Source organism: Methanosarcina sp. MSH10X1, assembly GCF_004099695.1.
Taxonomy (GTDB): Archaea; Halobacteriota; Methanosarcinia; order Methanosarcinales; family Methanosarcinaceae; genus Methanosarcina.
Map to the genome: position 1 here is coordinate 334,971 of NZ_SCHL01000001.1, position 19,629 is coordinate 354,599.

Consider the following 19,629-nt stretch of genomic DNA (forward strand, 5'->3'; position numbering starts at 1 on the left):
TAAATTACAGGGGACTACCTATTATCTTTTGCTTTTCTCAGGTATGCTGGCGTGAGATGCAGGCCTACTCTTACCTCTCACCAGGGACGCGAATATCCCGATAATGCAAAAGACCGTAAACAGGATAAACGCATAGTGAAGGCTTAAAACGAACCGGGAGTAATATTCCGGCGTGATCTCAACGGGACCAATAATAATTGCAAAAATCATCATTGCTATGCCCATTGAAAGCATCTGGCCAAGAAGCCGCATAGTCCCGTTCATCCCGGATGCGACACCGTAGAATTTTTTGTCGACCGAGCTCATGATTGCATTCGTATTTGGGGAGGAGAAGAGCCCGAAACCTATACCAAGGACGATAAGGATAACAATCAGGTACCGGATAGGAGTTGTTTCCGTAAGGAAGATGAGAAGGAAGAGCCCAAGTGCGGTAAATGCCATCCCGACAGACGCAACAATTCGCGGTTCAATCCGGTCCGAGAGCCTGCCGGCAACCGGTGAAACCAGAGCCATGACAATAGGCTGAACTATCAGGATACTACCCGCATTCGCAGGCGTGAAGCCTTTCGTGTACTGAAGGTCGAGGCTTAAGAGAAAGGTCACTGCAAAAGTCGCGCTGTAATTGATGAGTGCAGACAGGTTCGAAAAAGCAAAAATCCGGTTTTTTGTCAGGAGAGTAATGTCAAGAACGGGAGAAGGTATTCTCAGCTCATACAGGGCAAAGATGATGACTCCCAGGATTCCTACGGCTATAAGAACAGCTCCTTTTAGTTCCGGGAGAACCGAGAAACCGTACATGACTGCAACTACCGCTGCACCATATATGACCGATCCTGTCAGGTCGAACTTTTCTCCTTTACATTCAGCCCATTCGCCTTTAATCTTCCACAGGATGAGAAGAATTGCTGTAATACCTATAGGGACATTTACGAAGAAAATGCTCCTCCAGCCAAGATACTGTGTCATTGCGCCTCCGAGTAAGGGACCAATGGAAAGCCCGATATAAACCGCGGTGATATAAACACCAAGCGCTTTTCCGCGCTCACCCGGCGGAAAGACCGAAGTAACGATAGCGACACCTGTCCCGAAAATCATTGCACTTCCGATACCCTGGATGACCCTCACTCCAATCAACATTTCAGTTGAGGAAACCATTGTCATAACTAAAGACGAAAGGCTGAAAACCGCGATACCGTAAAGAAAAATCTTTTTCCTTCCGTAAATATCTGCGATTTTTCCTAAAGGAACAAGAAACAGTGCTGAAGAAAGGAGATATGCAGTCGCTACCCAGGAGAGAGCAATGGCATCCATGCGAAATTCGGCTCCCAGTACAGGCAGGGCAATATTTACTGCCGAACCGTCAAAAGGAGTAATAAATCCCGCAAGTATTGCAATAAAGAGCACAACCCGCTTCTCAGCGCCGACAACAGGAACATCAGGGGTGTGGCAGATTTCCGGGACTTCAGTAAGTGATCTGTCGTTATTTGTTTCTTTTTCCATATATATCACTGATCAGAAAGGTCGTTATCTGCAGCCTGCAGGGTCAGGAAAATCGCAATCGATCCTGTAAAGTATAGGTTTTTCAGGTTAATACTCCTTATAATACATTTCCTCAGCGCGGTAGACTGATTAACCATTTAGTATAACTTACTTATTATTAAATACTCTACCATTCAGCCGCAAGCGTGGCGTCGCTTGAGCCCGCCCCGGTTACAGCGGTCTGGATAATCAGGGTTTTTGATCAAACTTTTTTTGAAAAAGTTTGCGTTGCGCCGGTTTATCACGCCGTTACGTGGGGATTTTCGCTCAAGCCTTTTTTGAAAAGGCTTGCGTTCCGCCGGTCGATCACGCTCCTGTTACACCGGTCTAGATAAATCAGAGTTTTTGATAAAACTTTTTTTGAAAAAGTTTTCGCTCAAGCCTTTTTTAAAGAGGCTTACGTTTTTGATCAAACTTTTTTTGAAAAAGTTTGCGATCAAGCCTTTTTTAAAGAGGCTTACGTTTTTGATCAAACTTTTTTTGAAAAAGTTTGCGGGCAAGCTATTTTTTGAAAAGGCTTGCAGTAAACCTGGAACACAAATTAAATTATGATAACGGAGTAATAATTGAATTAAGGCTATCCAGAAAATTTTCCGCAGTAATGTTAAAGCCGTATGAAGCTTACAGGGAATTAATGGTTCGCCGGCAAATTAAGGCCTTAAGACCAGACTTTAAGACTAAGGCTATGGAAAAATATAAAACCAGGTTTAGAGGATAACGGCGATTAAGTAGGAGTAAAATTGACACGTTAAGGCGTTACAATTATTTTTATATGAAAACCACTTATGGATTAAGCCGTTAAATTATGCCTGTATGAAGTTTATAGAGGTTATAGACTCACAATGAATGAAATAATTATCTGGATATTGATTTTAATCTGCCTCATGCAGTCTGCTATCTTCTCCGGTATGACTATAGGGGTTTTCGGGCTTGGGAGACTCAGGCTTGAAATCGAGGCTGAGGCAGACAGTAAAGAAGCTATTAAAATCCTGCAGATCCGGCGGGACTCTAATTTTCTGCTTACGACATTGCTCTGGGGTAATGTAGGCGTGAATGTCCTGATTGCCCTTCTTACGGATTCTGTGCTGGCAGGGGCTTCAGCTTTCCTCTTCTCTACCTTCGGGATTACCTGTTTCGGGGAGATTATGCCCCAGGCTTACTTTTCCCGGAACGCCCTGTCACTTGGAGCAAAGCTGACACCTGTCGTCCGCTTCTACCAGATGCTGCTCTATCCGGTAGCCAAGCCTACAGCTCTTATTCTCGACTGGTGGCTTGGCAGGGAGAAACTTGAGCTTTTCAAGGAACAGTCTATGCGGATTATGCTCGAAAAACATATCGAGTCCGGAAGGACCGATATTGGCACTTTTGAAGGTATAGGAGCCCTGAACTTTCTTTCAATAGATGATGTCAGCATCTCCGATGAAGGCTCACTGATAGACCAGAGAAGCATAATTTCTCTCCCGGTTGAAAATAACCGCCCGGTTTTTCCTCCGTTCAAAAGGGAGCCGACTGACTCTTTCCTGCAAAAGATCGAAGCGTCAGGAAAGAAATGGGTAATCATTACCAACCCTCAGGATGAGCCTGTAATGGTGCTTGATGCGGATGGTTTCCTGAGGGACGCAGTTTATAAGAAAGGCCCATTCATACCGCTGTCTTATTGTCATTTCCCGGTCGTGGTGAAATCTCCGAAAACCAGGCTTGAAAAGGTAATCCGGCAGTTTAAGGTGTATCCGCAGCATCCTGAAGATGATGTCATCGACCAGGATCTTATTCTCTATTGGGGTCAGGAGAAAAGAATTGTTACGGGTTCGGATATTCTGGGTCGGCTGCTGCGGGGAATTGTGATAGAATGCGAACTGGCATCAGGATGTGAGATACCTGTCCCGCCTTCCCAGCCTGGAATTGTAAGAAGGAGAAGTTTGAGAAGAAGGAGCAAAGAAGGTAAAGAACAGAGGAAAGAATGAGAAGGATGAAGAAAGTTAAAAAGAAAGTCTAACAATTTAAGAAAAGCAGAAAAAAGTGTAGAAAAAGGAATAAAAAGAGCCGAAAAAGAAATAAAAAAATCGAAAACGGAATAAAAAGTTACTCTTCGTATGCCGGAAGGGTTATAACGCCTATCTCCTGAAGGGGGTAGCCCACTGCGAAATGGTAGAGGTCCTGGTATTCAAACCCTTTAAGCCCTATGGCTTCATGCAGAGGGTCATCAAAGAAACACCCTATCCCGCAGCCCCTGAGACCGTTTGCTTCGGCTTCAAGGTAAAGAAGCTGCCCCAGAATTCCACATTCCCAGAAAAGGTATGGATATATCCAGGCGCCGAACCTGTTCAAAGGCTCTTCGAATTCCGAGAGCATGCAGGCAGTAAAGCAGGCATCTGCAGCTTTTCGCTGGGAACAGGAAAGCTGGGCTGCAAAATAATGCAGGGTTTCCTCCATAAGCATATAGAGTTCCAGGTCTGAAGGGCAATTTTTCGGTTTTTCCCATAAAAAGTCCGGTTTCATGGCAGTTTTAAGCCTCTCTTTTTCCCCTGGATTTCGAAGGAAGATATAAAGTCCGGGAAGAACATCCTTTACCCGGTTCACGAAAAGCAGCAGGTGAGTAAAAGAACCGAAAGCCAGGGAATCGAAAATTGGGTTATTTTCCGGAAGAGTTCTCTTTAATATTGCATAGAAAGTTTCTTTTTCCATATATGCGCTATTATTCATTTCAATAGCACTTCTCCTTCCGTGGATAGCGCTGCGCAGGGGAACGGTTTCAAGATCAGACCGGCTCTTAAAACTGCTGGGCTTCAGGGATGAAACAGACTGCGTACCGGATTCCGGTTCTCTTTTTTGTTCCAGGTAATCGGTTCCGTTCTTTTGAGCTGCCGAAGCCGCTTTTTCAATACCTACCCATTCAACATGCTTTGTGCTTAAAATATTAGGAATGCCTTTCCAGGAAAGGTTTTTAAAAGCCGGGACCACAGCGGATGAAACCCTGCCTCTGGAACAGGTTTCTCCTGCAGGATAGACCGCAAGCAGGCAGGCAGGTTCCTGTTTTTCGTGACCTTTCTCTCCGGATATACCGAGCAGGGCTGCGACTTCTTTCGAACCCATATCCAGAAGAAGGCTCGTTCTCCAGCCAAGCCCGGCAGCCGCAAAGGTCAGGGCAGCAATTGCATGCCCAATATCATGCTGCGCATACCGGAAGGCTCTGAGCCCGTATTTCCAGGAGACCCGCCAGTAAATTGAAGTCAGACCTACAAAAAGAGTGCCTTCGGGAAAGCCCGAACGTATAAGTTCCCAGGTTTCCCGGGAGAATTCGGCTCTGAGTTCAAGGGCATGAGGCAAAGGAGCATAATGGCAGACCGAGGGGTTTTTCAGAAATCCCTTTACAGGGCCGGAAAGGAGATATGCCTCGGTAGGATGGAGGTTTCCGCTTGAGGGATTGACACGGAGAGGCCATTTCGTACCTCCTGCCGCCTTCCAGGCCGAAATGGCAAAACTGTCAAAGAAAAGCCTGGAAATCGATTTTGCACTCAGCTCTGACGGCTTGATCTTTTCCGGTGAGAAAGCCTGTTCATATGCAGGAAAAATCTCAGCTTTTATCTGCTTATCGCTCCAGAGATCCAGATTTAGAAGTTGAGTGCCGCGATAGTTAAGGAAAGGATCTGGCTTGATTTGCATATCCAGGCGGTGAGGCCCGGAGGCATAAGCTTTGAAATTGTGTTTACTTTCCTTGTGATAAGCCAGTATAGCTTCAAGTTCCGTTGTCATAGAAAGCACGCCCTGTAACCGGATAAATCGAATTCTTAAACTGCCTTTTCGGTAAAGTACTTCTTGCTTTTTCGTTAAAGTGAATCTATGTGCGAGATCTTAATAGGATATTGGCCTTTAATAAAATTTTAGAAAGATTTAAGCTTTTTTCAGGAGTTCAAGTATGGCTTTTCCAAAAGCATCAGCACTTGCAGGGTCCCGCCCTGTAACCACATGGCCAGAAACCACTACTTCCCGGTCCAGATAAACAGCCCCATGTTCCTCAAGTTCGCGTACTGTATCCGGGCTTTTGAAAACCGTGCTCTCTTTACCCTTCAGGACACCCGTTCTTGCAAGTACTACAGGGGAGATGCAAATTGCGGAAACCACCTTTTTAAGGGCGTCCGCTTCCTTTACGAGCTTTTGCAGAGCTTTGTTGTCCCACAGGTACTTTCTTGAGCCCGATCCTCCGGAAATTACTATTGCATCAAATTCATCAATTCTGGCTTCCGAAATCGTGATATCAGGCTTGATTGTGCCTCCCAGCATTCCTTTAGCCGATTGCGTGGATTCGGCTGCAACAGTAACTTCTACTCCCGCAGCCTCAAAAAGCTGCTTAGGAACAAAACATTCCTCATCCCTGAACTGTTCCTGGGCGATTACAAGCAGGATTTTCTTGCCTTCATACTCTGTTTTCACCATCTGGCTGCCCTCCTGTAAGTTCAAAAAGTAAAACTCGAATAAAGAAGAAACGAAATATCTTGGTAACCCTATTTCCTTAAGGGTATGGACATGAAAATATAAATGGATGCTTCTTTTAGAGAGTATGAGCTGAGAAAGATTATAAAGAGCCTGAGAGCTTCAGAGGCGTTTAATAAAAATTCGTTTGTAAATTACCCGTATTCTACTTCAGGTTATGAGATAGTAAAGGCCTGCGGAAATTCCTGCCCCTGCAAAAGTTGCCGCGAAATTGACTCCGCTGTTTGAAAGTACTCCCCTCTTTTGAAGAGTAGCCCCAAGGAGACTGTCAATATTTGTTCCGAAAAAGCCTCCTGCTGTAGTTATAAGGACTGTTAATATGAGGTTGTCCGAGATTCCCAGCAAGTATGCAAGAATTCCGATTACTGCAGAACCGAGGATTGCGGCAAATTCACCGAGCATTGACACTGCTCCGTCAGCTCCGGGTTCCGAGAGTTTCAGGGTTGTTATCATTCTTGGCCTTCCTTTTGCAGTTGTGCCTATTTCACTTGCCAGGGTATCTCCGGTAGCCGTCGCAACCGTGCCCATATAAGCATAGACAATAGGAAGGCTGTGCTCCGGAAAAACTCCATATGCTACTGCCAGGGCGAGAGCTGCCATACTGTTCGAAAATACATTTTCATAGCTCCTGATTCCATCTTTAGCCTGCGCAATTCCTATGGATTCTTTGTATGCATATTTGTATCTTGTAAACCCGCCTCCCAGAATAAAAAATGTAAGCAGGAGCAGGAACCAGGAAATCCCGCTGAAGACGATTATCAGGACTCCAAGCAGGGCAGCGCTTAGCAGGGCAGAGACATCTGCAATCTTAGCCCTGTAAGCCAGCACGCCCAGGAAAAATGAGAAGGCGAGCGCAACAACCATTTTTTCGGGAGGTACCCAGTACCTGAACTCCTCAAAGATCCACATCGTCATCCCTGCGCCAAGGGGTACCGAAATATTCTTATCGATTTTAGAGGGAATTGACTCGAAAAGCGAGCCTGTAACCGCCCCGATCACGGCTATGAAGAAGACCAGATTATATGAAACCGAAAGCTCCTGCCAGTAGATAATCCAGCTTGCGGCAAGAAATGCAGCAGCAATCCGGAGTGCCAGGAAAGTTGAGCTCCAGAGTATTGAAAAACTTCTCTTTTTTATCCGGTTCCGTCTTGTATTAAAATCAGGCACAGGATCGGTTTCGGAAAAAGAAGTACTGTGGTTTCCTACTGCTGCAACCGCAAACGCGGCGAGTACTATGTAAAAAGGATAGGTGTAAGAAGAGCCTCCCGAAATTACGGAAACAAAGAGCATTAGAGCAAGAGAAAAGATAAGGCTGGTAACGTCTCTGCCGCAGGAAAAAGCGCTTCCTGAAAACCTGATTCCCACGAAAAGCCCTATAGAAAGGATAAAGAGAAGATTCACCCCTGCAAAAGGAGCTATAAGGATGAGCAGGAGATAAAGGATTTGCGTTACAGGAATCCCCTGGAAGGAATCCCCTTTTTTGAATGATCGGGCAGCTCTGTTCATTATAGTACATCTTTTGTTTTTCTCTTTGTGGAAAGTTACATAGAATATGCTTATCTTTATAAATAGATAGTTGTTTTTTCTCTCAGAGATGATTTAAAAATATGGACTAAAATTTAAAAAGATCGGTTCTGGCATTTGCGGTCAGAAGAAATTTACGCGAACCCTCAACCCTTCAGAGATTATCCGATCAATAAAATAACTTTTGCTTCACATCTGTTTTTCAGGATTTTCCCATACTTTATTTAGCTTCCGGGTTTTATTGCTTCCATGTTTCACTGAACTCTATCCGGGGTTCAGAATTTTCCGGACTAATATTAACTCATTTTTCAGGCTTATACCCGAAATCTAATAAAAATTCCGATCCATAAGTATAACCAGAAATAGATTGTATTATAACCGACGAAGCTGCAAGCCACATTCGGCTGTGAGGGGGAAGCATGGAGAATTACGACCTCATCGTGATAGGTACGGGTTCTGCAATGAACTATATAAATTCTATTATCGATTCGAACCCGGAAATGAGAGTAGCCATTATCGACAAAGACGAACCAGGCGGGATCTGTCTTACACGAGGGTGCATCCCTTCAAAGACCCTGCTCTATCCTGCCGAACTAATTAGAGAAGTGGAAAACGCACCCTTTTTTGGAATTAAGCTTGAAATAGAGAATATTGATTTTCTCGGGATTATGGAAAGGATGCGCAGGAAAATAGGAGAGGAAATCGAAGCGATAAAGAAGAGCCTGACAGAAAACCCGTATCTCGACTACTACCATGAAAGTGTTGAGTTCATATCTCCTTATACTCTTAAAGCAGGCGAAAAAACCCTCCACTCCGAAATGATTTTCCTCTGTACCGGTTCAAGACCTGCAATCCCGCCCGTTAAAGGACTGGAGGAAGCGGGTTACCTTACAAGCGACACTGTGCTTGAACTTGTGGAATGTCCAAAAAAGCTTGCGATCCTTGGAGGGAGTTATATTGCAGCCGAATACGGGCACTTTTTCTCGGCTATGGGAGCCGAAGTTACGGTTATAGGGAGAAACTCTCAGTTTCTTCCGCAGGAAGAACCCGAGATTTCCAGACTTGCCATGATGAAGATGTCAGAGTACATGCAGATCATTACAAACCATGAAGCCGTAGAGGTCAGGAAAGAAGAAAGCGGGCAGAAAGTTGTTATTGCAAAAAACAGGAATTCGGGACAGGAAGTAAAAGTTACTGTCGATGAAATCCTTGTAGCAACTGGAAGAGTTCCGAACACCGATATTCTCCACCCCGAGAGAGCCGGAATCAAAACCGATACTCAAGGCTGGATTCTGGTGAACGAATATCTCGAGACCTCACAGCCGAATATCTGGGCGTTTGGGGATGCAAACGGAAAATACCTGCTAAAGCACGTAGGGAACTACGAATCAGGAATAGTTTTTCTCAACGCGATCCTGAAGGAAAAAGTAAAGGCAGACTACCACGCCGTACCTCATGCCGTCTTTTCCTACCCCGAAATTGCAGGGGCAGGCATGGGAGAGCGGGAAGCTGTGGAAAAATATGGAGAGGAAAGAATTGTCATAGGTCTCAAGTTCTTTGAAGATACTGCCAAGGGAGCGGCTATGGAAGTCAGGGATTATTTCGTGAAGGTGATCCTTGATGCGGAAGAAGAAAAAATTCTGGGAGCCCATATTATAGGCCCTCATGCTTCAATCCTGATCCACCAGATAATTCCTCTCATGTACACCGAATCGAGGAGTCCTGAACCGATAATGCGGGCTATGGATATCCACCCGTCCCTGAGCGAGGTTGTAACGCGGGCATTTTATTCTCGGCTGTCGGCTGAACATTATCATCATTTCCTGAAACATATCGGGCTTGAGGACTGAGGAATTTCCTTACTTCTTTAGATCGGCTATTTAATTCACATCTATTTTTTAATAAGGTCAAAAACCCACCTGCTAATGCCCGGGGCAACGTTTCCGGTCCGCCTGTAGAATTCGACCTCAAGGCCCATTTTTTTGTAGCCTTCAATTAGTTCCGGAATCTGAGATCCGGCTTTAAACGTGTAGAAATGGATGTATCCGCCTCTTCTCACAAGCTCTGAGATTCTTTCGAGAAAATGGTCCATCCCGTAAGGGGTTGGCACAATAGCTCTATCAAACCCGGTGTCAGGAACCTTAAAATCGATACTCTGCCTTTCACAAGGGTCCTGGAAGGCCGTCCGGCGGTAAGAAGCTTCATTTCCGGTTTTTTTGCTAGTTACGCAGATTTCGCCGGTTTCGAGTTCTCTTTCGGTTTTTCCAGGCTCAAAAGCCTGAAAAACCTTCTCAGGCCGGAAAAGCTTCTCAAAATCTTCCTGAATAACAGTTATTTGCTCTTCAAGTTTGTTAATCCGGATATTCTCCCGTAGGCAGGCGCAGGCATCGGGATTTATCTCAATGGCATATACTTCCGCTCCCTTTCCTGCGGCAGGAAGCACAAAAGGCCCCACTCCTGCAAAAGGAATTAAAATGCATTCCCCATGCGTAATTTTCGAGGCTATCCTCCCTCTTTCCGAGTACAGGCGGGGATTGAAAAAGACTTTTCTGACATCCAGTTTATATGTATACCCGTTTTCCCTGTGAATGGTCTCCGTGGACTCCCCGAGCAAAAGCTCAAAAACCGCAACCCTGTGCTCGCCTTCGAGTTTGCTTACCTTATTAAGCACAGCCCGCGTATTGCCCCGCATAGAAAGCAGCTTCGAAGCAATAATTTCTTTATAAGCTGTAAGCTCAGCAGGGATAGTAATTACTGCCACATCTCCTACATAATCAAAGCGTTTTGGGACCATAGGAAGCAGGGGTTCTTCAACTAGTCCTTTCATTGCATCCCGTAAGCTCACTCGATTCTGAAAACTCATTCAATAGCCTCTGCCTTTAAGGAAATTCAGGGTAGAAGCTTCTCAGCTTCTCGGATTCCATTCACTTTTCAAGAACTATTTTAATATATGTTTTTTGGCTTGCAGAAAAGCTAAAAAGTATAGAGAAACATAGGCTGAGAAATAAAGAGAATGTAACTGAAAAGTTGAAAAAATGCAGGATTGAAATGTGTAAAATGTGAGGCTAAGAAGAAGCCTTAGAAGCTATTTTCCGATTACAGGCAGGATCAATTTTCATGAAAATTGTTATCGAAACCCCAAAACACAGTTTCTGGAAGTACTGCAAAACGGAGAAAGGATTTGAGAAAACCTTCTTTTCCCCTTTACCAACAATTTTCAATTACGGTTTTGTAGAAGGGACGGAAAGTGCTGACGGCATGGAAGAAGATGTTGTGGTGCTTGGGCCACGCCTGCCTAAAGGAAGCACACTTGAAAGGGAAACCTTTGATGGAGTAGTAAAATTTCTGGACGATTCTGTCAGGGACGATAAAAAAGTAGTGTACATAAGCGGGTTTCGTTCTCCTGTCCTTCTCGCTTATTATTTCAGGCTATATGCCCTTTTCAAAATCTTCCTGTATGCATTTAGCGAGGGAAAACTGACAAAGTGCAGGTTTGAAGGAATTGAATTCCGGAACTTACGCTGAGATTCTTGGATCCCGGTCTTACTTTTACACTTACAGCCTTACCTTTGGACATATCCTTACCGTATTTTTGGGTTTTTACCTGTACTTTTAAACCCTTAATGTACTTTTAAACCCTTAATATACTTTTAAATTCAGACTTTTAATACTTTTTAGTTTCCTCAGACAGTATAACGATACGTGCATCTGCCGCATTTGATTTTACTGACCGGATACCTTTCAGGCAGCCTTCTTTGCTTCTATAGCTCTGGCTTACAGCTACAACCTGTCCGTTTCTCGCTCTCAACCTGAATTTATAGGTCCCCACTTCATCCGCGTATATCTCAAATTTTGACATCTTTCCCCCGACTTATAAAATCATATGAAAATCAATTTTAAGGATAAATCCTGAAATCCGTAAATCTCACACCTGAAATGCTGACTCTATAAATTTCAGATTCAATTTTTCTCAGGCTCAATTTCCCTGACGGATTTTTACTTAGCTAAACTTTATTTCCTATCATATGTTGGGACTACTTATTTAAAATATTAATCATGTAGAATTTGATAGCACTTATACAATCCCTTAATTAGAAAAAGTATAAGAAAACTCACGGAGGATTATGTATAAAAATTATAAAATAAAGTTTATAAAAATATTATAAATTTTTCCAGGCTTTATTCTTCTTCAAGGCAACTTAGAAAAGTACTAATAATTTAAGGAAGCTTAAAAAAAAGGTGCTTTAAATATGCCTTTTCATGTAATGATTATCCCGACCCTAGGTTGTCCTGCTAACTGCAGTTATTGCTGGAGTTCCGAAGAAAAGTCCCCGATAATGACTATCGAAACTATAAAAGAAGTGATCGAGTGGCTTAAGGTTTTCAGAGGGGACTCAGTTACTTTTACTTTCCACGGTGGGGAACCGCTCCTGGCAGGCGCGGAATTTTACAGGGAAGCACTGCCGCTCCTGGTTGAGAGTTTAAGCCCCAGGAAAATAGCTTTTGCAATACAGACAAACCTCTGGAAAATGACTCCTGAGATAGCCGAGATTTTTGCGGAATACAACATTCCCATAGGATCCAGCCTGGACGGTCCAAAGGAACTTAATGACGTGCAGAGGGGTAAGGGATACTACGATAAAACCATGAGAGGCTATGAAATTGCCAGGGACCATGGGCTTGATGTAAAATTTATTACCACTTTCACTTCTCATTCTGTAAAGTTCAAAGAAGATATTTTCAATTTTTATCTTGAGAAAGGTCTCACGCTCAAACTGCACCCCTGCCTGCCTTCATTAAAAGGTGATAATCCTGAGAAATGGACCCTTGATCCTGAAGAATACGGGCAACTCTTAATCTATCTGCTTGACAAATATCTGGAAAACCTTGGCAGAATTGAAGTTATGAATATTGACCACCTGTGCAAGTGCGTATTCACAGGCAGGGGTACGGTCTGTACCTATGTTGACTGCATGGGAGATACCTTTGCTGTCGGGCCTGAAGGAAATATATACCCCTGCTACCGCTTTGTAGGCATGCCAGAATATGTAATGGGCAATGTTTATGACCGCCCGACCATGGCAGATCTTGCCCAATCCGAAGCCTGGAAGCAGATGTTCAGGTTTAAAGAGTATGTGGACACGGCATGCGGCAAATGCGCCCATATCAAGTACTGCAGAGGCGGATGCCCTTATAATGCTGTAGTGCCCACGGATGGGAAAATAAAAGGCGTTGACCCCCACTGCCCCGCCTACAGGATGATCTTTGATGAAATTAATAAGCGTGCCAATGACGAGATGTTCGGGTCTTCCGGCATGGAAAGTATGTTCTCGCCCCAGACCATGAGACCCTCAAAGCCCGGAATAATGTCCCTCATGCTCAAGAGGCTCTGATAAAGGTCAAACCGCAGGAAATTCATTAGCCGGTTACATTTTAATTATCTGAGAGTTCTGAGGTTGATGCTCACGAATAAGCATTAATTTTTAAATACATGCGTAGAAAAGAATATGTCTGTCAGGGAGTACTAAGTAACCAGTAATACCAGGTAGAACAGTAGTACTAAGTAGATCAATACTGAATAAAGCAGTAAACGAGACTGGTACGATGACAGAAACAGGAAAGAATAGCAGAAGAGCAAGTTCCCTTTTTCTTGCTATCCTTATTATTTTTGTCTCAATATATACCGCTGGGAACTACTATGTCGGTTTACGCTTTTTTCAATCGATACAGAGTTTTATTGAGCCTTACTCTTTTCTCTACTGGACAGGTTACTTTTTTCTTGCAATCTCGCTCATTGCAGTCAAGTTAGGAAAGAGAATTCATCCCGGGTCTGTCAATTACCTCGTGGCGATAACTGGAGATTACTGGCTGGCTGCTATCTATTATTCACTCCTTATATGGGTAGATGTGGATATTTTCCACTTCCTGATTGATTTCGCATTCCCGGAAGCTAAGATAGCTAACTATCCGTCATTTTACTGGGGGTTTACAGTTTTATCCGTGGTATCTCTTCTCTTAATATATGGAACCTGGAACGCGAATCATCCGCGCGTAACACATTACGATGTTTTCATTAAAAAAGCAGTATCCGAATTGCCAGAACTCCATGCTGCCATGGTATCCGATATCCACCTTGGACTGGTGATTGATAATCGACACCTTGAATCAATGGTTAAGAAAATCAATGAACTAGCCCCGGATATTGTATTCCTTGTCGGAGACACCATAGATGAAGACGTGAGATTCTTTATCAATGGCAAAATACCGGAAACATTGAAAAAATTACAGCCTGAGTATGGGGTATATGCAGTTCTCGGGAACCATGAATATATTGGCGGCAGGAGTAAGCAGGCAATTGAGTACCTCAGACAGGCTGGAGTAAATGTTCTGGTTGATGAATGTGTAAAAGTAAACAACCAGTTTTACGTAGCTGGTCGGGATGACCGCATGGCAAGCCATATGGCAGGAAAAACCCGCATCGAGTTGTCCGGGCTTTTAGAGGGGATCGACCATAACTTACCGATTATTCTTTTGGACCACCAGCCGGTAAACCTTGGGGAAGGACAGCGCAATGGAGTTGATTTGCAGTTATCCGGACATACGCACGCTGGACAGTTTTTCCCCAACACATTAATCTCCAGGCATGTATTTGAAAACAGCTGGGGATATTTGAAAAAAGGAGAATCCCAGATAATTGTCACCTCCGGTTTCGGCACATGGGGTCCCCCTATCCGGATTGGCAGCTATTCTGAAATCGTGGATATAAGTATCTCTTTCTTAGAATAAATGCCGTACCAAAGAGCCTAAGAGTATTTTAAACTCCACTTTAAAGTGAGATTGCTAAGAATTTAGCATTGTTATTTTAAAGTTCAATGGAATTAAGTTGTTAATGGTCGAATACCGTTAAGAATATTTTATTTTTGAGATAGTTTATATACATCCACTTCCCAAAATAAGCACATGGAGGACGGTAAAATCAAGAATACGATCACAAGAAGCTTTGAGCTTCAGGACTACAGGATAGAAGGAACCGAACTTTCCGGTTTCTGGGCGGATTTAACAAGCAAGGAAGAGTTAATAGTCGAGGTAAATTACAGCCCTGAAAATAAAAAAGCCTTCAGTCCTGAAGAAATTGAAAAGCTTGTCCTGAAAATCCGTGAAAAATGCGGCAGCTTTGAGGCTCAACTGCCAGAAAATATAAAATGCGAGGTTACCTTCAAAAATCTCGGGGAAAAAGTTTACAAAGCCGGTCAGGCTGATTTTGAACTGGAACTCGGGGAACTCGAAGAGGTTCAGGTTACTTACCGGTTTTATGTTGAGTATTTTATTTAAGCAACGTTTAATCCGGTTCAATCCGGAATATAAGTAAGCTTATACTAAGTCAGGCAAGAATATTTAAAGCTGAAAAAAGGAGATTAAAAAAATAAAGGAAAGAGAAGAAATTAATTCTCCTTTCTCCTGTGCTGCGAGATGAAAAGCAGTCCAAGGATTGCAGCAACCGGCAAAACCATTGAGGGAAACTCCGGAACTTCTATGTTGCCTCCAGCCCAGTTACTATCATCCCCATTCCAGCTCACTTTGACAACAATTGAATAACCATCAATAGAAGTAAGTTTTGATTCAATATCTGGGTAAGTTATTACAATCGGCCCTCCAGATTTTACATTATTTTTTCCTTCCCATTCTGATACGACAGGGAAAGATCCAAAGAAACCTCCCAGGGTTGGCATTGTGTCACTTTTATGAGTCCACACCTCAGATATACCAGTGTTTCCGGCACTAGCACTATCAATGTAAGTAACAGGTAAGTAAATACTGGTAATATCAAAGTTTGTCGGCAAACTGGTCGCTGTACCTGTTGGGGTCGCTTGAACTGTTATAATATTACCGTCACACGTTGCCGTAATAGCAGTGTCTGGAGGAATAGGATCTCCCGGTTCATCTTTAAAAACATTCACAGGAATTACTTTATATGCACTCGCAGAACCAACTGTAAATAGTAAAAGTACCAGTACTCCAATGACATAGACTAATCTCATTTTTTCAAACCTCTCTCAAAGAAACTAATAGAATATTTTCTGTATATAACTATAAACAAATAAACTTATTTATTTAAGTATATTTTATACAGTATAGTAATTTAAAAAAGAATAATCAACAAGCTCCGCCTTAGACAATTAAAATTAGTTAGGAAAAATATTAAGGATTAAATTGTATAAGGAAGGATCGATAAAATCAAAAAAATCATGGAAGAACTTTAATTGGCTTTTAAGGCTGATTTTTGACAGGCCAGACAGAGAAAAATAACATTTTATAGAGAGTGAAAGAAGAGGGAATGCAAAAAAGAGATGAAAAAACAAAGAAGGAAGGTAGAAAAGGAAAAAACAGGTGAGAAAAATAAAAAAGCTTATCTAACCCTTTCAGGCTGCTTTTATCTCTTTCTCCAGCTTCTTTATCGTTTCCCTTACCTGGATTGCCCGCTCGAAATCAAGCCTGTCAGCTGCTTCCTTCATTTCAGCTTCCAGTTCGATAATCATATTGGGAATATTGGCTTTCGGGATGTGTTTGGTATCCGTGATGTCGGCAACCTTTTCCCTTATGGGTTTCCTGATGGTTGTCGGGACTATGCCGTGTTCTTTGTTGTAGGCAATCTGCATGGAGCGGCGGCGTTCGGTCTCACTGACAGCCGCTTTGATAGAATCGGTCATGTTATCGGCATACAGGACAACCTTCGAGCTGGCGTTCCGGGCTGCGCGGCCAATAATCTGGATCAGGCTCTTTGAATTTCTCAGGAAACCTTCTTTATCCGCGTCCAGGATGCCGATGAAACCCACTTCCGGAATATCGAGCCCTTCCCTGAGCAGGTTGATCCCGACAAGGACATCGAATTTGCCAAGGCGGAGTTCGCGGATAATTTCAGTCCTTTCTATCGTTTTAATATCCGAGTGCAGGTACCGGGCTTTGATCTCGTTTCTGGCAAGGTATTCGGTCAGTTCTTCCGCAAGCTTCTTTGTCAGCGTGGTCACAAGGGCACGGTCTCCCCTCTCCACAATCTTCAGGACTTCCTGCATAACATCCCTGACCTGCCCTTCGAGAGGACGAATTTCCACTTCAGGGTCAACCAGGCCTGTAGGGCGGATAATTTGTTCCACAATCCTGGCGGAGTTTTCCCTTTCGTAGTCCGCAGGAGTTGCCGAGACAAAGATCACGTTTTTCATGTACTTCTCGAATTCATCGAACTTCAGGGGCCTGTTGTCATAGGCACTGGGCAGCCTGAACCCGTAATCAACAAGGCTCTGTTTTCTTGAACGGTCACCTTTATACATCCCGTGAAGCTGCGGGATGGTCTGGTGACTTTCGTCAATGACCAGCAGGAAATCCTCAGGGAAGTAGTCAAGCAGGCAGAAAGGTTTCTCCCCAGGCTTGCGGTGGTCAAAATGCCTGGAATAGTTTTCAATACCCTTGCAACTGCCGGTTTCCTGGATCATTTCCATGTCATAAAGCGTGCGCTGCTTCAGCCTGTGGGATTCAAGCAGTCCGAGTTCAGGCAGATGGCCTTCAAGCTCTTTGAGGATAGACTGGATCGCACTTTTCTGTTCTTCTTCAGGGATAACATAGTGCCTGGCAGGATAGACGAAGAAATAATCCATGTCTTCCGTGCGCTGTCCGGCCTGTTTGTCTACCTCGGAGATCCGGTCAATCTCGTCTCCGAAGAGTTCAATCCGGATAATGTTGTCAAAATAACCGGGAATAATGTCAATGGTGTCCCCTTTTACCCTGAAACGTCCCGGCATAAGCTCAAGGTCATTCCGTTCGAACTGGATATCAATAAGCTTTTGCAGGATTTCTTTTCTCTGAACCTTATCCCCGACCTTTAGTTCAAACCCCATCTTCTGGAAGTTTTCAGGATTGCCAAGACCGTAAATACAGGATACGGATGCCACAACGATGACATCCTGGCGCGACATCAGGGAAGCGGTAGTAGCAAGCCGCATCTGCTCGATTTTCGGGTTAATCATGGCATCTTTTTCAATATACTGGTCTTTGGCAGGAAGATAGGATTCAGGTTGGTAGTAATCATAATAGGAAACGAAATACTCCACCCGGTTTTCAGGGAAGAATTCCCTGAATTCGTTATAAAGTTGAGCGGCAAGGGTTTTATTATGCGCAACAACAAGAGTCGGTTTCCTGACCTGGTTTATGACGTTTGCAACGGTATAGGTCTTCCCGGACCCGGTTACCCCAAGCAGGGTCTGGAACCCCTCTCCTTTTTTCAACCCCTCCACAAGATTTTCAATTGCCTGCGGCTGGGAACCCTTGGGCTCAAAATCGGAAACCAGCTTGAATTGCGGGCTGTCCCGGTATCGGGCATCGTGTATTTTTTCAGATAATTTTTGAGATATTGTCTGGGATGTTTGATCGGAAGAATTCATAGAATCAAGACCCTATAATATTGAGTTTTAAAATATATAAACTATGTTAATAAATAAACCCGCGATTTTAAAAATCAAGAATTTTTAGGAATAAGGGATTTTTGCCTCAGCAGGCGATTGTAGGTAATTGCAAACCTGTGGGCTTCATCCCGGATCTCCTGGACAAAGAGCGAGGCTTTTTCATCTTTTTTGATTGGAAGCGGAGACTTAAGTCCGGGCACATAGATCTCTTCTTCCCGCTTGGCTATGGAAATAACAGGAACCCTGAGCTTTAACTTCCGGAGTTCCTGAAAAGCTGAGGAGAGCTGCCCTTTTCCTCCGTCTATGATTATCAGGTCAGGCAGGTCGTGTTTATCCTCAAGCAGGCAGGAGTAACGTCTGCGTACAACTTCTGCAATGGAAGCGAAGTCGTCAATCCCTTCGACACTTTCTATCCTGAAACGGCGGTAGTTGTGTTTATCAGGCCTGCCTCCCCGGAACTGCACCATGGAACCGACAGTAGCCGTGCCTGAGAGATGGGAAATATCGAAACATTCTATAACGTTCGGAAGCTTCGGAAGGGAGAGTTTACTTTGCAGGGCTTCGAGCTTTTTCCTGTCCCCGAAGAAGCCGATTTCAACGTTTTTCAGGGCAAGGTCGAGGAGCTCCTTTTTTTCTCCCTGCTTAGGAACCGTGACTTTCACCTTTACTCCCTTTACGTGTGAAAGAAAATCTGCAAGCGAGTCCTCGAGGGGCTCGGGAAGTATTAGCTCTTCAGGCGGCTCGTTCTCGGAATAATACTGCACCAGGAATTCTTCAAGGAAATTTTCTCCATAGGCAAAGACATAGTCCTGCTTATCCTCAAGCGTACCTTTGTAGACCTTGAAAAGCATGAGATAAACGGTATCGTCCCTGACAATATAGTTCAGGATATCCTCATTATGCTTTTTCTGCCTCTCCATATTTTGCTTTTCCTGAAGATATTCAAGGGCTGCTATTTCGTCCCTGAGAGCCATAGCCTGCTCGAATTGCTGTTTCGATGCGAGATCCCTCATCTCTTTTTCCATGGACTCGATGAGCTCTTTGATATTGCCTTTCAGGACAGAACCGGCTTTTTTCACTTTTTCGGCATACTCTTCCCGGGAAACTGCCCCTATGCAGGGTCCGCTGCATGCCGCTATATGGTACCTGAGGCAGGCACGCCTTGGCATCTGTTTGCAAGTCCTGAGCTGGAAAGTCTTTCTTACAACCTCGAAGATATAGTCCCTCTCTTTTGCTGATACAAAAGGCCCGAAAGAAATCCCACTTTCGGTTCTCTTCCGGGAAAGTCTTATCCTTGGAAACTTCTCTTCGGTTAGATGGATGCAGGCATACCGCTTTGAGTCCTTGAGAGCAATATTGTACCTTGGCCAGTGTTTCTTAATGAGGGTGTTCTCTAGAAGGAAAGCCTCTACCTCCGTATTCGTGACAATGAAATCAAGACCTCGCGCAGCCTGTACGAGGCTTTCGGTTTTCGGGTCATGGTCTCGTTTCTGGAAGTAGCTGCTCACCCGCTTTTTAAGGTCCTTTGCCTTGCCCACATACAATACAGTCCCTTCTTCATTTTTGAAGAGGTAACAGCCAGGCAGGTGAGGAAGAGCCTCCAGGTCAATCATTTTTAAAC

Annotated in this window: 16 protein-coding genes; 7 read left to right on the plus strand and 9 right to left on the minus strand. The window is 43.9% G+C overall.

The window, feature by feature from the left end; genetic code table 11:
• Positions 1-21: 21 nt before the first annotated feature.
• Positions 22-1,500, minus strand: a complete 1,479-nt coding sequence (locus EQO05_RS01360) for an MFS transporter (protein ID WP_128503007.1) — start codon at positions 1,498-1,500, stop codon at positions 22-24.
• 547 nt (positions 1,501-2,047) lie between these two features.
• On the opposite strand from EQO05_RS01360, the gene EQO05_RS01365 reads away from it, so the two are divergent.
• A complete protein-coding gene (locus EQO05_RS01365; protein ID WP_128503009.1) occupies positions 2,048-2,257 on the plus strand; it encodes a hypothetical protein in 210 nt (69 codons plus the stop codon).
• 124 nt (positions 2,258-2,381) lie between these two features.
• The gene (locus EQO05_RS01370; RefSeq protein WP_128503011.1) at positions 2,382-3,503 is read left to right on the plus strand and encodes a DUF21 domain-containing protein; all 1,122 of its coding nucleotides are present in this window, start codon (positions 2,382-2,384) and stop codon (positions 3,501-3,503) included.
• Between the two features lie 118 nt (positions 3,504-3,621).
• Here the strand turns inward: EQO05_RS01370 and EQO05_RS01375 are convergent, their stop codons facing one another.
• The 3 genes from EQO05_RS01375 to EQO05_RS01385 form a co-directional block, all read right to left on the minus strand.
• Positions 3,622-5,292 carry a nitroreductase family protein gene (locus EQO05_RS01375; protein WP_128503013.1) on the minus strand — a complete coding sequence of 557 codons (1,671 nt, stop codon included), beginning with the start codon at positions 5,290-5,292 and terminating at the stop codon, positions 3,622-3,624.
• A 138-nt stretch (positions 5,293-5,430) separates the two neighbouring features.
• Positions 5,431-5,973 (minus strand): DJ-1/PfpI family protein, encoded by a 543-nt coding sequence (locus tag EQO05_RS01380; protein ID WP_128503015.1) that lies wholly within the window; start codon positions 5,971-5,973, stop codon positions 5,431-5,433.
• A gap of 207 nt (positions 5,974-6,180) precedes the next feature.
• Positions 6,181-7,536 (minus strand): TIGR00297 family protein, encoded by a 1,356-nt coding sequence (locus EQO05_RS01385; RefSeq protein ID WP_128503017.1) that lies wholly within the window; start codon positions 7,534-7,536, stop codon positions 6,181-6,183.
• Between the two features lie 437 nt (positions 7,537-7,973).
• Here EQO05_RS01385 and EQO05_RS01390 point away from each other — a divergent pair, with 437 nt between their 5' ends.
• On the plus strand, positions 7,974-9,404 hold the full coding sequence (locus EQO05_RS01390) for a dihydrolipoyl dehydrogenase (RefSeq protein ID WP_128503019.1): 1,431 nt from the start codon (positions 7,974-7,976) through the stop codon (positions 9,402-9,404).
• A gap of 41 nt (positions 9,405-9,445) precedes the next feature.
• Here the strand turns inward: EQO05_RS01390 and EQO05_RS01395 are convergent, their stop codons facing one another.
• Complete coding sequence (locus EQO05_RS01395; RefSeq protein WP_164888435.1) at positions 9,446-10,381, minus strand: class I SAM-dependent methyltransferase family protein; 936 nt, start codon at positions 10,379-10,381, stop codon at positions 9,446-9,448.
• Positions 10,382-10,671: 290 nt separating this feature from the next.
• On the opposite strand from EQO05_RS01395, the gene EQO05_RS01400 reads away from it, so the two are divergent.
• On the plus strand, positions 10,672-11,079 hold the full coding sequence (locus EQO05_RS01400; RefSeq protein ID WP_128503023.1) for an inorganic diphosphatase: 408 nt from the start codon (positions 10,672-10,674) through the stop codon (positions 11,077-11,079).
• A gap of 139 nt (positions 11,080-11,218) precedes the next feature.
• On the opposite strand, the gene EQO05_RS01405 is transcribed toward EQO05_RS01400, so the two are convergent.
• A complete protein-coding gene (locus EQO05_RS01405; protein WP_128503025.1) occupies positions 11,219-11,413 on the minus strand; it encodes a DUF1508 domain-containing protein in 195 nt (64 codons plus the stop codon).
• Positions 11,414-11,804: 391 nt separating this feature from the next.
• Between EQO05_RS01405 and EQO05_RS01410 the strand changes: the two genes are divergently transcribed.
• The 3 genes from EQO05_RS01410 (at position 11,805) to EQO05_RS01420 (ending at position 14,886) form a co-directional block, all read left to right on the plus strand.
• Positions 11,805-12,947, plus strand: a complete 1,143-nt coding sequence (locus EQO05_RS01410) for a TIGR04083 family peptide-modifying radical SAM enzyme (RefSeq protein WP_128503027.1) — start codon at positions 11,805-11,807, stop codon at positions 12,945-12,947.
• Between the two features lie 211 nt (positions 12,948-13,158).
• Positions 13,159-14,340, plus strand: coding sequence for a metallophosphoesterase (locus tag EQO05_RS01415; RefSeq protein ID WP_128503029.1), 1,182 nt, complete (start codon positions 13,159-13,161; stop codon positions 14,338-14,340).
• Positions 14,341-14,514: 174 nt separating this feature from the next.
• Positions 14,515-14,886 carry a hypothetical protein gene (locus EQO05_RS01420; RefSeq protein ID WP_128503030.1) on the plus strand — a complete coding sequence of 124 codons (372 nt, stop codon included), beginning with the start codon at positions 14,515-14,517 and terminating at the stop codon, positions 14,884-14,886.
• A gap of 110 nt (positions 14,887-14,996) precedes the next feature.
• On the opposite strand, the gene EQO05_RS01425 is transcribed toward EQO05_RS01420, so the two are convergent.
• The 3 genes from EQO05_RS01425 to uvrC all read right to left on the minus strand — a co-directional run bounded on the left by EQO05_RS01425 (position 14,997) and on the right by uvrC (position 19,621).
• Positions 14,997-15,593, minus strand: a complete 597-nt coding sequence (locus tag EQO05_RS01425; RefSeq protein ID WP_128503032.1) for a PEF-CTERM sorting domain-containing protein — start codon at positions 15,591-15,593, stop codon at positions 14,997-14,999.
• Between the two features lie 381 nt (positions 15,594-15,974).
• The gene (uvrB, locus tag EQO05_RS01430) at positions 15,975-17,987 is read right to left on the minus strand and encodes an excinuclease ABC subunit UvrB (protein ID WP_128503034.1); all 2,013 of its coding nucleotides are present in this window, start codon (positions 17,985-17,987) and stop codon (positions 15,975-15,977) included.
• Between the two features lie 74 nt (positions 17,988-18,061).
• Positions 18,062-19,621 carry an excinuclease ABC subunit UvrC gene (gene uvrC, locus EQO05_RS01435; protein WP_128503036.1) on the minus strand — a complete coding sequence of 520 codons (1,560 nt, stop codon included), beginning with the start codon at positions 19,619-19,621 and terminating at the stop codon, positions 18,062-18,064.
• Positions 19,622-19,629 lie beyond the last annotated feature (8 nt).